Below are 13,302 nucleotides of genomic sequence, written 5' to 3'. Positions count from 1 at the left end.
GGTTGCCGGTCTCTAAGATACCGGCTGGAAAAATGGAGACGCTCGTGCTCGTGACAGCTCAAGGCGGTGTCTCGGAATATTTGGCGGCCATCGAGCGACTGGCGCCGCTTGTTGAGCACCAGCGACGCCATTTCGACGAGCAGCGCAGGATACCTGACGAGGTGTTCGAGGCACTCGCCGACGCAGGGCTCTTCCGACTGTATCTGCCGAAGGCGGTGGGAGGGCCAGAACTATCTCCCTTCGATTTCATGACCATAGTCGAGGCCGCTTCCGCGCTTGACGGCTCGATTGGTTGGCTGGTCGGAAATGGTGGCGGGATGAGCCGGATCGGCGGCTACTTGCCTGAGAAGGTGACCCGGGACTGGTTCGCCGACCAGCACGCATTCATCGTTAGCGCCACTGGGGCGATCGGCACAGCGGAGCCCACCGAGGGTGGCTATCGCGTCAGCGGGCGCTGGCCTTTTGGCAGCGGAGCCCATCATGCGACCAGATTTATGGGGCTGGCTGGTGTCAAAACTGCCGAGGGCCGGGATGAGCCGCCCATCTGCTGCTATTTCGTCAAGTCGGACGTCCAGCTTCACGATACATGGTTCGTCTCAGGACTGCGTGGCACCGGCAGCTGCGATTTCGAGGTTCGCGACACGTTTGTGCCGATTGACTACACGCACCCTCTGATCGACTTCAAGCCGACGCAACCGGCGCTGCTCTATCGCCTGCCCGGGCTATCGGCGTTCGCCTGGACGGTTTCAGTCGTCCCGCTTGGGATCGCACGTGGAGCGATCGATGCCTTCATCGACCTTGCCGGCAAGAAAGCGCGCCAGGGTAGCAGCGTACTAATGCGCGATCGCGAGCTGGTTCAGGGCATGCTGGGTCGTGCAGATACAACGCTGCGGGCCGCGCGCGCGTACCTCGTTGACGCCATGGCAGAGCTCATGGTGGCGACCGATGTCGGAGGCCATCGCCTTTTGCTAGCGCGCGCCTTGTTTCGTGCCGCTTGCTCCAACGCAGCCGAAACTGCGATCCGAATTGTCGATGCGATCGCTGCCGAGGCCGGCACCGCAGCCATCTTCGAAACCAGCACGCTGGAGCGCTCGGTTCGCGACGTCCATGCCGCCGCCAAGCATGTGGCGATGAATGCGAACAATTACACCGTCGCGGGGCGCCTGATGCTGGGGCTGGAACCCGGCACCACGCGCATTTAGGTGCGGCTGCGGAGAGGTCCCTTGGGGTCGCGCCAAGGGGGCAGAATCGTAGGCTGGGCGAGCCTGCGTAGCCCGCCGACAGTTAGGACAAGCGGCACGCCCGCGATCGGTAGCAGCTTCGCCTAACCCACCTACAGCTTACCGCCCGCCAAACAGCGCGCGTTCGCGCTCCACTGTCTCGTGGATATAATCGGCCACCGCGCGAATGCGGGCCAAGTCCTTGCTGTCGGCGTGCATCAGCATCCAGAACGAGCGTGAAATCCTGACCTCGTCCGGCAGCACCGGGCGCAGCTCGGGATGCGCGGTCGCCATGAAGTGCGGAAGCACCGCGATGCCGAAGCCGGCAATGGTGGCGTTGAGCTGCGCGATCAGGTTGGCGCTGCGGAATTTGGCCGAGATCTTTGGCGAGACCTGCGGCAGGTAATCCAGCTCCGGCGTGAACAGTAGTTCCTCGATATAGCCGACGAAGCGATGCTCCGGCAGATCGGCGCGGCTTTTGATCATGGGCACGCGATCAAGATAGGCCGGCGCGGCGTAAAGCCCGAGGCTGTAGTCGAGCAGCTTGCGCCCGACGATACGACCCTCCTTGGGCATCGAGAGGCTGATCGCGATATCGGCCTCGCGCTTCGACAGGCTGAACAGGCGGGCGGTGGCGACGAGCTGCAGGTCGAGATCGGGATACCGCTCGGTGAATTTCAGAAGCCGGGCGGCCAGGAAATGGCTGCCGAAACCGTCGGGCGCGCCGATCCGGACCGTGCCGGTGAGCTGGGCGCGCGAGCCGCCAACGGCCTCCTGGTTGGCGACGATGGTGGATTCCATCGCTTCCGCGCTGTCGGCGACACGCTGGCCGGCTTCGGTCAGGAGGTAGCCCGTCTTGCGGCGATCGAACAGTTTGGCCGAAAGGTGCCGCTCCAGCCGGTCGACGCGGCGGATCACAGTGGCATGGTCGACCGATAGCTGCTTGGCGGCAGCCGAAACCGAGCCGCCGCGCACGATCGCCAGCACAAAACGGAAGTCGTCCCAGTCGATCGTCCCGGAGCCTTGATCCAGCATTTCCGCACATCTAAGGTGCAATATATTGGACTTGTATCCCAAGAAATGCGGGTCAAAAAGAGCCTCAACAGGCTCTTAGGGAGATTACCATGCGCTCAATCGGACACTTCATCGGCGGCAAAGAGGTCAAGGGCACGTCGGGCCGGACGGCCGACGTTTTCGAGCCGATGACCGGCGACGTCCAGGCCAAGGTGGCGCTGGCTTCTAAGGCGGAAGTTCGTGCGGCCGTCGAGAACGCCGCGCTGGCCCAGACCGAATGGGCCAATACCAATCCGCAACGCCGCGCGCGGATCATGATGAAGTTCCTCGAACTGGTGCAGCGCGACTACGACAAGCTCGCTGAGCTCCTGGCGCGCGAGCACGGCAAGACCGTCCCCGACGCCAAGGGTGACATCCAGCGCGGCCTCGAAGTCGTGGAATTCGCTTGCGGCATTCCGCACCTGATGAAGGGCGAGTACACCGAAGGCGCGGGCCCCGGCATCGACATCTACTCGCTGCGGCAACCGCTCGGGGTCGTCGCCGGCATCACGCCGTTCAATTTCCCGGCGATGATCCCGATGTGGAAATTCGCGCCCGCGATCGCCTGTGGCAACGCCTTTATCCTCAAGCCCTCCGAACGCGATCCCGGCGTGCCGATGCGGCTGGCCGAGCTTATGATGGAAGCGGGGCTGCCGCCCGGCATCCTCAACGTCGTCAATGGCGACAAGGAAGCCGTCGATGCGATCCTCGACGATCCCGACATCAAGGCCATCGGCTTCGTCGGCTCGACCCCGATCGCGCAGTACATCTATGAGCGCGCAGCGCAGACCGGCAAGCGCTGCCAGTGCTTCGGCGGCGCCAAGAACCACGCCATCGTGATGCCCGATGCCGACATGGACCAGACCGTCGACGCGCTGATCGGCGCCGGCTACGGCTCGGCCGGCGAGCGCTGCATGGCGGTGTCGGTCGCGGTTCCCGTCGGCAAGACTACTGCGGACAGGTTGATGGAAAAGCTGATCCCGCGCGTCGAGAGCCTGAAGATCGGCACCTCGATCGATCCCGCGGCCGATTATGGCCCGCTGGTCACGCGCGAAGCCGTCGAGAAGGTGAAGAATTATATCGATATCGGCATCAAGGAGGGCGCCACGCTCGCCGTCGACGGCCGCGGCTTCAAGATGCAGGGTTATGAAAACGGCTTCTATCTCGGCGGTTCGCTGTTCGACAACGTCACCAAGGACATGCGGATCTACAAGGAAGAGATCTTCGGCCCCGTGCTCTCGGTGGTGCGCGCCCACGACTACAAGGAAGCGCTGGCGCTGCCGTCCGAGCATGACTACGGCAATGGGGTCGCGATCTTCACCCGCGACGGCGACGCTGCGCGCGACTTCGCCGCCAAGGTCAATGTCGGCATGGTCGGCATCAACGTGCCGATCCCGGTCCCGATTGCGTACTACACCTTCGGCGGCTGGAAGAAGTCGGGTTTTGGCGATCTCAACCAGCACGGCCCGGACTCGGTCCGCTTCTACACCAAGACCAAGACGGTGACCTCGCGCTGGCCGTCCGGCGTCAAGGAGGGAGCGGAGTTCTCGATCCCGCTGATGAAGTAAGCGCGCGAGCGAGCGCAAGGATGCAGTTCGCTCTCAACGAGGATCAGATCGCGGTTCGCGACATGGCGCGCGAATTCGCCGCCGAGAAGATCGCGCCGCATGCGTTGCGCTGGGACGAGGAAAAGCATTTCCCCGTTGACGTGATGCGCGAGGCAGCAACCCTCGGCATGGGCGGAATCTACATCAAGGACGATGTCGGCGGCTCGGCGATGACCCGCTTCGATGCCGCGTTAATCTTCGAGGCGCTGGCGACGGGCTGCCCGACCGTGTCAGCCTTCATCTCGATCCATAACATGGCGTCCTGGATGATCGATGCCTATGGCAACGACGCCCAGCGGCAGAAGTGGCTGCCGAAGCTTTGTACGATGGAGCTGATCGCAAGCTACTGCCTCACCGAGCCGGGCGCCGGCTCGGACGCCGCGGCGCTGCGCACCCGCGCGGTGCGCGAGGGCGATCATTACATCCTAAACGGGCAGAAGCAGTTCATTTCAGGGGCCGGCGGCACCGATCTCCTCGTAGCGATGGTGCGGACCGGTGGCGATGGCCCGGGCGGCGTCTCAACGCTCGTCGTCGACGGCAAGACGCCGGGCGTGTCTTTCGGCGCCAACGAGCGCAAGATGGGCTGGAACGCGCAGCCGACTCGCGCGGTGATGTTCGAGAATGCCCGGGTGCCGGTCGAGAACCGGCTGGGCGAGGAAGGCATCGGCTTCAAAATCGCGATGGCTGGGCTCGACGGTGGCCGCCTCAACATCGCCGCCTGTTCGCTCGGCGGCGCGCAAAGCGCACTCGACAAGTCGTTGGCTTATATGAAGGAGCGAAAGGCCTTCGGCAAGCGCCTCGATGAATTCCAGGCGCTGCAGTTCCGGATCGCCGACATGGCGACCGAGCTTGAGGCGGCGCGAACGTTTCTGTGGCGCGCGGCCGCCGCGCTCGACCGCAAGGATCCGGATGCAAACATGCTGTGCGCGATGGCCAAACGCTTCGGCACCGATGTCGGTTTTGAGGTCGCCAATCAGGCGCTGCAACTGCATGGCGGCTACGGCTATCTGAGCGAATACGGCATCGAGAAGATCGTGCGGGACCTGCGCGTGCACCAGATCCTGGAAGGGACCAACGAAATCATGCGGCTGATCGTGTCGCGCAAGCTGATCGAGGGGGCGCGATGATGGATGCGGCCAGTGCAGAAGGCGACCTGATTGCGCGCAGGGAAGGTTCGGCCGGCATTATCCGGCTGAACCGGCCGAAGGCCATCAATGCCGTGACGCTGGAGATGTTCCACGATATCGACAAGGCGCTCGATGTCTTCGAGGCGGATCCCGCGGTCGCCGTAATTCTGCTGGAGGGTGCGGGCGAGCGCGGCCTGTGCGCCGGCGGCGACATCCGCGCGCTCTGGGAAAGCTCTAAAGTGAAGGGCGATCTCGGCAAGATCCTCTGGCGCGACGAATACATCCTCAACGCCCGCATCAAGAAATTTCCGAAGCCCTATGTCGCCTTCATGGACGGCATCGTGATGGGCGGCGGCGTCGGGCTCTCTGCGCATTCCAGCCACCGCGTCGTGACCGACAAGACCAAGCTCGCGATGCCCGAGGTCGGTCTCGGCTTTTTCCCCGATGTCGGCGGCACATGGCTGTTGTCGCATTCGCCGGGCGAGATCGGCACCTATTTCGGATTGACCGGGCAGACCATGAATGGCCCGGATGCTATCCATGCAAAATTCGCTGATGCGGTGGTACCGTCAGCAAAACTGCCGGCCTTGCGTGCGGCGCTGACGGAGGTGGCGCTTGGCACGACATCGGCCGACATCAAAAAACTGATCGAGGGCTTCTCGACTGGAGAGACGGCCGGGCCGGTCGCTGCGCAGCGGGCGAAGATCGATGCGCTGTTCTCCCACGATCGCATGGAAGACATTATCGCGGCGCTGCAGCGCGATGGTTCTGATTTCGCGCAGGCGACGCTGAAGACGCTCAGCGAAAAATCGCCGCGCGGGATGGTGGTGACGCTGAAGCTATTGCGCCTCGCACGCACGGCGTCGTCGCTCGAGGAGTGCTTGGCGAGGGAATATCGCGCCGCACTGGAAGTCTTCGCCAGCGACGATTTCCGCGAAGGCGTGCGCGCTGCTGTGATCGACAAGGACCGCAATCCAAAATGGTCGCCGCCTCGGATCGAGGACGTGACGCCTGAAATGGTCACGCCTTACTTCGCCGAGATCGGCGCCGATGAACTGAAATTTCCCTGATCAAACAGAACAATCGCAAGCGGAGGATTCGAGATGGCAAATATCGCATTCATTGGCCTCGGCAACATGGGCGGGCCGATGACGGCCAATCTGGTCAAGGCTGGCCACAAGGTCACCGCGTTCGATCTGGTTGCCGCGTTGCGCGATCAGGCCAAGGCGGATGGCGCTGATATTGCCGAGAGTTCGGCGGCAGCGGTGAAGGGCGCCGATGTCGTCATCACCATGCTGCCGGCGGGCAAGCATGTGCTGTCGGTCTGGAACGAGGTCGTTCCTGTCATGTCCAAGGGTACGCTGATCATCGATTGCTCGACCATCGACGTCGAAAGCGCCAAGCAGGCGCATGCGCTGGCCGCCAAGAACGACATGCTCTCGGTGGATGCACCGGTGTCGGGCGGCACCGGCGGCGCCAAGGCCGCGACGCTGACCTTCATGTGCGGCGGCGAGGAGAAGGCCTTTGCGGCGGCAAAGCCTGTGCTGGAGAACATGGGCAAGAAGATCGTCCATTGCGGCGGCGCGGGTGCCGGGCAGGCGGCCAAGATCTGCAACAACATGATCCTCGGCATTACCATGATCGGCGTCGGCGAGGCCTTTGCGCTCGCCGAAAAACTCGGCCTGTCGCATCAGGCGCTGTTCGACGTCGCCTCGACCTCCTCGGGCCAGTGCTGGGCGCTCACCTCCTATTGCCCAGTCCCCGGCCCGGTGCCGACGTCGCCCGCCAACAACGGCTACAAGCCGGGCTTCGCCTCCAATCTGATGGTGAAGGACCTGACGCTGGCGCAGGACGCCGCCAACGCGACTGGGGCCGTGACGCCACTCGGCAAGCATGCGCAGGAGATTTACAAGGCCTTCGACGCCGCCGGCCATGGCGGGGTGGATTTTTCCGGTATTATCCAGCACGTTAGGAGTCTCGCTGCGAAATGATCTATGGCGTCATCCTGAGGTGCGAGCGACAGCGAGCCTCGAAGGATGATAAAGGCGGTGTGCGTGGCCCATCCTTCGAGATGCCGCGCAGGCGCGGCTCCTCAGGATGACGGTCGTGAGTGTGGAGGCATCAGAGAGAAGAGTATGACGACCTTCCAGGAAGCGCGCGCCTTTCTGCTCAAGCACCGCACCGACTACGATGCGGCCGTGAAGGGATTTCGCTGGCCGGATCCGGTTCCGTTCAACTGGGCGCTCGACTGGTTCGATGCGGAACTGGCGCAAAATCCTGACAGCCGGGACCGCGCTGCGCTCTGGATCGTCGATCCCGGCGACAAGGAGACGAAGCTTTCATTCGGCAATCTATCGCGCCGCTCCAACCAGGTCGCCAACTTCCTGCGCGCGCAGGGGCTGAAGCGCGGCGATCATCTGCTCCTCCTGCTCGGCAATGTCGTGCCGCTGTGGGAGACCATGCTGGCCGCGATGAAGCTCGGCGTCGTCGTGATCCCCGCCACCACGCTGCTCACGCCTGACGAACTGCGCGACCGGCTCGACCGCGGCAAGGCGAGGGCGGTGGTCGCCACGCAAGATCAAGTAACAAAATTTGCCGGCATCGGAGGCGACAGACTGGTGCGGATCGTGGTCGGCGCGACGACGAAGCACGATGGCTGGCTACCTTTCGAGGAAGCGGCGAGTGCTTCCGAAGCATTTGCGCCGGATGGACCGACCAACGCCGACGACCCGATGCTGCTCTATTTCACCTCGGGCACCACGGCCAAGCCAAAGCTGGTGCGGCACAGTCAGCGCAGCTATCCGGTTGGCCACCTCTCGACGATGTTCTGGCTCGGCCTGCAGCCGGGCGACGTGCATCTCAACATTTCTTCGCCGGGCTGGGCCAAGCATGCCTGGAGCTGTTTCTTCGCGCCGTGGAATGCAGCGGCTACCGTCTTCGTGGTCAACCAGCCGCGCTTCGACGCCAAGGCGTTGCTCGCAACGATCGGCCGCTGCGGCGTCACCACGCTGTGCGCACCGCCGACGGTGTGGCGGCTGTTCATTCAGGAGAAGCTCGCCGATTTCAAGGTCAGCCTGCGCGAGGCCTGCGGCGCCGGCGAGCCGCTCAACCCGGAAGTGATCGATCAGGTGAAGGCGGCGTGGGGCCTCACTATCCGCGACGGGTACGGTCAGACCGAAACCACCGCGCTCGCCGGCAATTCTCCGGGCCAGAAGGTCAAGATCGGTTCGATGGGCCGCCCGCTGCCGGGCTATCGCGTGCAGATTACCGATATCGACGGTAACATCACCAAGGAGGGCGAGGTGACGCTGCTGCTGGGCGCCGACCGTCCCGCCGGCCTGATGCAGGGCTATCAAGGAGAGGACGGCAAATTGAGCGGGGCAGACGGCGATCTCTACCGATCGGGCGACGTCGTGTTTGCGGATGATGAGGGCTACCTCACTTTCGTCGGCCGCTCCGACGACGTCTTCAAATCTTCCGATTACCGCATCAGCCCGTTCGAGCTGGAAAGCGTTTTGCTGGAGCATGAGCAGGTTGCGGAAGCCGCGGTCGTTCCAAGCCCCGATCCGATCAGGCTCGCCATCCCCAAGGCCTATGTGCTGCTGACATCGGGCGTGGAGCGTTCGCCGGAGACGGCGCTCTCCATCTTCAAGCATCTGCACACAAGGCTCGCCCCGTTCAAGCGCATCAGGAAGATCGAGCTGGTGACGGAACTGCCGAAGACGATTTCCGGCAAGATCCGCCGCGTGCAGTTGCGCCGGCTTGAACAAGAGAATAATCGCAGCGATGCGTTGCGCGGCGCCGAGTTCCGCGAAGAAGAATTCCCGGAGCTGCAGAAGGTGCGGACCGCCGGGCTGGAGACTTAACGAATGAACGAAGTCTGGAAGAAGCCGCCGGTCTCGCTATCGGCCTATCAGGCCATGGTCGGCAAGGAGATCGGCGTATCGTCGTGGCACCTGATCGACCAAAACAGGATCAACGTCTATGCCGACGTGATCGAGGACCATCAGTTCATCCACGTCGATCCTGAAAGGGCGAAAAAGGAAACCGCGTTCGGCAACACCATCGCGCACGGCTTCCTGACGATGTCCTTGATGAGCATCATGTCCTATGAGGTGATGCCGGTCATCGAGGGCACGTCGATGGGCGTCAATTACGGTTTTGACAAGCTGCGCTTCCTCTCCCCGGTGCGGGCCGGCTCGCGCGTCCGCGGCCGGTTTACGCTCGCGGAAGCAAAGTTGCGCAAGCCGAAAGAGCTGCTGTCGCGCACCAACGTCACCGTCGAGATCGAGGGCGAGGAAAAGCCGGCCTTGGTCGCTGACTGGATTGGCCTGATCTATTTCAACTGACCGCTGCCGTCATTGCCGGGCTTGACCCGGCAATCCATCACTGCTCAAAAAGCCCTTCATTTTGATGGATGCCCTGGTCACCCCCGATCAAGTCGGGGCAGGCCCCGGGGCATGACGAGAATCCGGGAATTCCACTCATGGCAATCGGGTTTGACGGACGCGTCGCAATCGTCACCGGCGCGGGCAATGGTCTTGGACGGGCGCATGCGCTGGGGCTGGCGAGCCGCGGCGCCAAAGTGGTGGTCAACGATTTCGGCGGCGCGCGTGACGGCACCGGCGGCTCGCTGTCGCCGGCCGAAGCCGTGGTCGAGGAAATCCGTAAAGCGGGCGGCACCGCGATGGCCGACGGCGCCGACGTCTCGAATTTTGAGCAGGTCTCCGCCATGGTCGAGCGCGCCACCAAGGAATGGGGCAGCGTCGATCTCTTGTGCGCCAATGCCGGTATCCTGCGCGACAAATCCTTCGGCAAGATGGAAGTCGCAGATTTTCAGAAGGTGCTGGACGTCCATCTCGTCGGCACTTTCTATTGCTGCAAGGCGGTGTGGGCCGGCATGCGCGATCGCAATTACGGACGCATCGTCGTCACCACCTCGTCGTCCGGCCTGTTCGGCAATTTCGGCCAGGCCAATTACGGCGCGGCCAAGGCCGGCATGGTCGGCCTGATGAACGTGCTGGCCGAGGAGGGCCGCAAGAACAACATCCGCGTGAACACGATCTCGCCGACGGCTGCGACCCGGATGACGGAAGAGCTGTTGCCGCCGCAGGCGCTGGCCTTGATGAAGCCCGAGGCGATCACGCCGGCGGTGGAATATCTGCTCAGCGAGGACGCGCCAACCCGCACCATCATGGGCGCGGGCGCCGGCTCCTTCGCGGTGATCAAGATCATCGAGACCGAAGGCATCAACCTGCCGGAGTCGGAATGGACGCCGGACGCGATCGCGGCGCATTTTGCGGAGATCAGCGACACTTCCAACGCCAAGGCACTGCAGGGCGCGTTCGAGCAGACGCAGAAGTATGTCGCGCAGGCCGCGGCGCGGGCGGGGATCAAGTTGTAAGCGCCGTTGCGTCGGTTACATTCTCTCGTCATGGCCGGGCTTGACCCGGCCATCCACGTCTCTGTCACCGCCCGAAGTTGACGTGGATGCCCGGGTCAAGCCCGGGCATGACGACTGTTATTGTGGCGGCCAATTCGGCCTACACTCACACCATGCCTACGACTTCACAACACGTCGCCATCATCGGCGCCGGCCCCGCCGGCCTGATGGCAGCCGAAGTGCTCGCGCAGGGCGGTGCCGCCGTCACCGTCTATGACGCGATGCCGTCGGCCGGCCGCAAATTCCTGATGGCCGGGCGAGGCGGGCTCAACCTTACCCATAGCGAGCCGTTGCCCGCATTTCTTGCCCGTTACCGCGAGGCAACGCCGCATCTGAAAGCCGCGATCGAAGCATTTCCGTCGCAGGCCTTGCGCGACTGGAGCGAGGTGCTGGGGCAGGAAACCTTTGTCGGTTCCAGTGGCCGCGTGTTCCCAAAAGCCTTCAAGGCGTCGCCCTTGCTACGAGCCTGGCTGCGGCGGCTGGATACGATGGGCGTAAAGTTGAAGCTGCGTCACCGCTGGACCGGCTGGGACGAGCAGGGCCACTTGTGTTTTCAATCGCCGGGCGGCTCGCGCATCATCGATGCCGATGCAACGGTGCTCGCGCTCGGCGGTGCAAGCTGGCCGCGGCTCGGCTCCGATGGCGCGTGGGCGGAGATCCTTTCGGCGAGAGGCGTGAAGATATCGCCACTCAGGCCGGCAAATTCCGGCTTCACTGTCTCTTGGTCGGATATTTTCCGCGAACGTTTTGAAGGCCAGCCGCTCAAGGGCGTGGCTCTGGCATTCGGCAGGCACGGCGTTCGCGGAGAAGCCATCATCACCCGCACTGGCATCGAAGGTGGCGCAATCTACGCGCTGTCAGCCGCATTGCGCGAGGCGATCCTGCGTGATGGAAAAGCCACGCTTAATATCGCCCTGCGTCCTGACGTGGATGTCGGCGAACTGACGACGAAATTGTCGACTGCAAAGGGCAAGCAGTCTTTCTCAAATTTTCTGCGCAAGGCGGCAAATCTTTCACCCGTCGCGATCGGCCTCTTGCAGGAGGCCGCCAAGGCATCGCGGATGACGCTAGCTTCGCTTCCTCCCGCCGATTTGGCCCGTTTGATCCAAGCGGTGCCGGTGCAGCTCAACGGTGTCGCGCCGATCGCTCGCGCGATTTCGACGGCCGGCGGGATATCGTTTGACGAAGTCGACGACGCTTTCATGCTCCGCCGCTTGCCCGGCGTGTTCGCGGCGGGTGAGATGCTGGACTGGGAAGCGCCGACAGGTGGCTATCTCTTGCAGGCGTCCTTTGCCACGGGAGCGGCCGCGGGGCGCGGCGCGTTGAAGTGGCTCAATTCGTAAGATAGGTAGAGCGGAGCGAAACCCATCGGGAATTGCCGAGCTGATGGATGATGGGTTTCGCTGCGCTTTACCCATCCTACGAATCCTCGATGATGTTGGGCGCTACCGCAACTTCCCCCTTGCCGCGACCGGCAGCGTGCCGATGATCTCCTCGCCGCGCACCATTACCACCTCGTCCATCATGTTGACGACGACGCAGACATGGTTGGGCACGATCCGCACGACGTCACCGACATTGGGCCGCGTGTTGCTGCGGGTAAGGTCGAGAAAGCCGTGCTCTTCCGCAAAGCGCGCGATCTTGGCTTCCGGATGCTCCAGGATCAGCCCGTAACCGTCGAGCCCGCCGCCCGGATCCGAGGTCAGCGTTTTCGAGCCGGCGTCGAGAATGCCGCGCTCTGGCCCAGCGCGGCTGACCACCGTGGAGTAGATGTTGAGCGCGCAATCATCCCATTCGGCGACGCCGGCAGCGACCTGCATGCGGTCATTATAGATATAGGTGCCAGGCCGATGCTCGGTCGCGCCCTTGAGCTTGCCGAGGTTCTTCAGGTTCGGCGAGCCGCCGGTTGAAACCATCGCAGCATCAAGCCCATGCGCGCGGACGCCGGCCAGCGCCTCGTCGAAAAACTTTTGCGCCTCGGCCCAGCCGGTCTCGGTTGGGTAGAGCATGAAGCCTGCAAACTGCAGTCCCTTGGAGCCAGCGATCTCACGGGCAAGTGCAATCGCCTCGGCCGGCGTTTCGACACCGGCGCGCTTGCGGCCCGTGTCACATTCCACCACGACGTTGAGCGTGCGCCCGGATGCAGCAGCGGCTTTCGGCAGGTCGGCGACGACGACCGAATTGTCGGCGGCGACTGTCATGGTGGCCTTGGCCTGCAGCGCAGCGAGGCGGGCCATCTTCTCCTCGCCGATCAGATTGTAGCTGATCAGGATATCGTCGATCCCGGCCTCCGCCATCACCTCGGCTTCGCCGAGCTTTTGGCACGTGATGCCCTTCGCGCCCGCCGCGACCTGCATCTGCGCCAGCATCGGGCTCTTGTGCGTCTTGATGTGCGGCCGGTTGGCGACGCCGGCCTTGTCGCAAGCGACCTGGACCCGGGCGATGTTGCGTTCGACCCGGTCCATGTCGATCACGGCGCACGGCGTGCCGTATTCGCGGGCGATCTTGGCGGCGAGGGGCGTTGTCATGCTCTTCTCTCTGTTGAAATCGTGAACCCGTAGATGGGGTAACGGGCCCCGAGGCCTCCCAAGCCAGCCGCGCTAGCTACGGCGCAATGTGGTAGCGCGCGTCGCGCGGCTGGCTTGGGAGGCGGTCGTCCCTCACACTGATGGTGTAAACGGAGTCGAGGACGGACCTCGCTCCAAGCATCGAGGAGAGACGACCATGAACCACTATGCCGGAATCGACGTGTCATTGGAATGCTCGAGCGTGTGTGTTGTTGATGCCAACGGCAAGATTTTGCGCGAGGCCAAGGTGGCGAGCGAGCCGGAGGCGCTGATCGCCTGGTTCCG

The 13,302-nt window shown here is 63.4% G+C and carries 11 protein-coding genes and 1 pseudogene; 10 read left to right on the top strand and 2 right to left on the bottom strand.

The annotated features are described in order from the left end of the window. Positions 1-44 precede the first annotated feature (44 nt). A complete protein-coding gene (locus tag J6524_RS33465; RefSeq protein ID WP_225678167.1) occupies positions 45-1,202 on the top strand; it encodes an acyl-CoA dehydrogenase family protein in 1,158 nt (385 codons plus the stop codon). A gap of 138 nt (positions 1,203-1,340) precedes the next feature. Here J6524_RS33465 and J6524_RS33460 read toward each other — a convergent pair whose 3' ends face one another. Next, complete coding sequence (locus tag J6524_RS33460; protein WP_225678166.1) at positions 1,341-2,255, bottom strand: LysR family transcriptional regulator; 915 nt, start codon at positions 2,253-2,255, stop codon at positions 1,341-1,343. 89 nt (positions 2,256-2,344) lie between these two features. Between J6524_RS33460 and J6524_RS33455 the strand changes: the two genes are divergently transcribed. From J6524_RS33455 to J6524_RS33420, 8 genes are all read left to right on the top strand, one after another. Next, on the top strand, positions 2,345-3,841 hold the full coding sequence (locus J6524_RS33455) for a CoA-acylating methylmalonate-semialdehyde dehydrogenase (protein ID WP_225678165.1): 1,497 nt from the start codon (positions 2,345-2,347) through the stop codon (positions 3,839-3,841). Positions 3,842-3,861: 20 nt separating this feature from the next. Further along, on the top strand, positions 3,862-5,007 hold the full coding sequence (locus J6524_RS33450; protein WP_225678164.1) for an isobutyryl-CoA dehydrogenase: 1,146 nt from the start codon (positions 3,862-3,864) through the stop codon (positions 5,005-5,007). Next, positions 5,004-6,077, top strand: coding sequence for an enoyl-CoA hydratase/isomerase family protein (locus J6524_RS33445; protein ID WP_376712111.1), 1,074 nt, complete (start codon positions 5,004-5,006; stop codon positions 6,075-6,077). The genes J6524_RS33450 and J6524_RS33445 overlap by 4 nt, the downstream gene beginning before the upstream one ends. A gap of 33 nt (positions 6,078-6,110) precedes the next feature. After that, positions 6,111-6,998, top strand: a complete 888-nt coding sequence (gene mmsB, locus J6524_RS33440; RefSeq protein WP_225678162.1) for a 3-hydroxyisobutyrate dehydrogenase — start codon at positions 6,111-6,113, stop codon at positions 6,996-6,998. A 144-nt stretch (positions 6,999-7,142) separates the two neighbouring features. Beyond that, positions 7,143-8,873, top strand: coding sequence for an AMP-binding protein (locus J6524_RS33435; RefSeq protein ID WP_225678161.1), 1,731 nt, complete (start codon positions 7,143-7,145; stop codon positions 8,871-8,873). Positions 8,874-8,876: 3 nt separating this feature from the next. Beyond that, the gene (locus J6524_RS33430; RefSeq protein WP_225678160.1) at positions 8,877-9,356 is read left to right on the top strand and encodes a MaoC family dehydratase; all 480 of its coding nucleotides are present in this window, start codon (positions 8,877-8,879) and stop codon (positions 9,354-9,356) included. 137 nt (positions 9,357-9,493) lie between these two features. After that, positions 9,494-10,411 carry an SDR family NAD(P)-dependent oxidoreductase gene (locus J6524_RS33425; RefSeq protein WP_225678159.1) on the top strand — a complete coding sequence of 306 codons (918 nt, stop codon included), beginning with the start codon at positions 9,494-9,496 and terminating at the stop codon, positions 10,409-10,411. A 152-nt stretch (positions 10,412-10,563) separates the two neighbouring features. Next, a complete protein-coding gene (locus tag J6524_RS33420; RefSeq protein WP_225678238.1) occupies positions 10,564-11,793 on the top strand; it encodes a BaiN/RdsA family NAD(P)/FAD-dependent oxidoreductase in 1,230 nt (409 codons plus the stop codon). Between the two features lie 102 nt (positions 11,794-11,895). On the opposite strand, the gene J6524_RS33415 is transcribed toward J6524_RS33420, so the two are convergent. After that, positions 11,896-12,978: a D-TA family PLP-dependent enzyme gene (locus J6524_RS33415; RefSeq protein WP_225678158.1), complete on the bottom strand. Its 1,083-nt coding sequence runs from the start codon at positions 12,976-12,978 to the stop codon at positions 11,896-11,898. 196 nt (positions 12,979-13,174) lie between these two features. Here J6524_RS33415 and J6524_RS33410 point away from each other — a divergent pair. After that, a pseudogene (locus J6524_RS33410) lies at positions 13,175-13,302 on the top strand (IS110 family transposase); the annotation flags it as partial.

This window comes from Bradyrhizobium hereditatis (genome assembly GCF_020329435.1).
Lineage (GTDB): Bacteria > Pseudomonadota > Alphaproteobacteria > Rhizobiales > Xanthobacteraceae > Bradyrhizobium > Bradyrhizobium hereditatis.
Note: the sequence above shows the minus strand (reverse complement) of the source record. Positions and strands in the feature narration are given on the sequence as shown.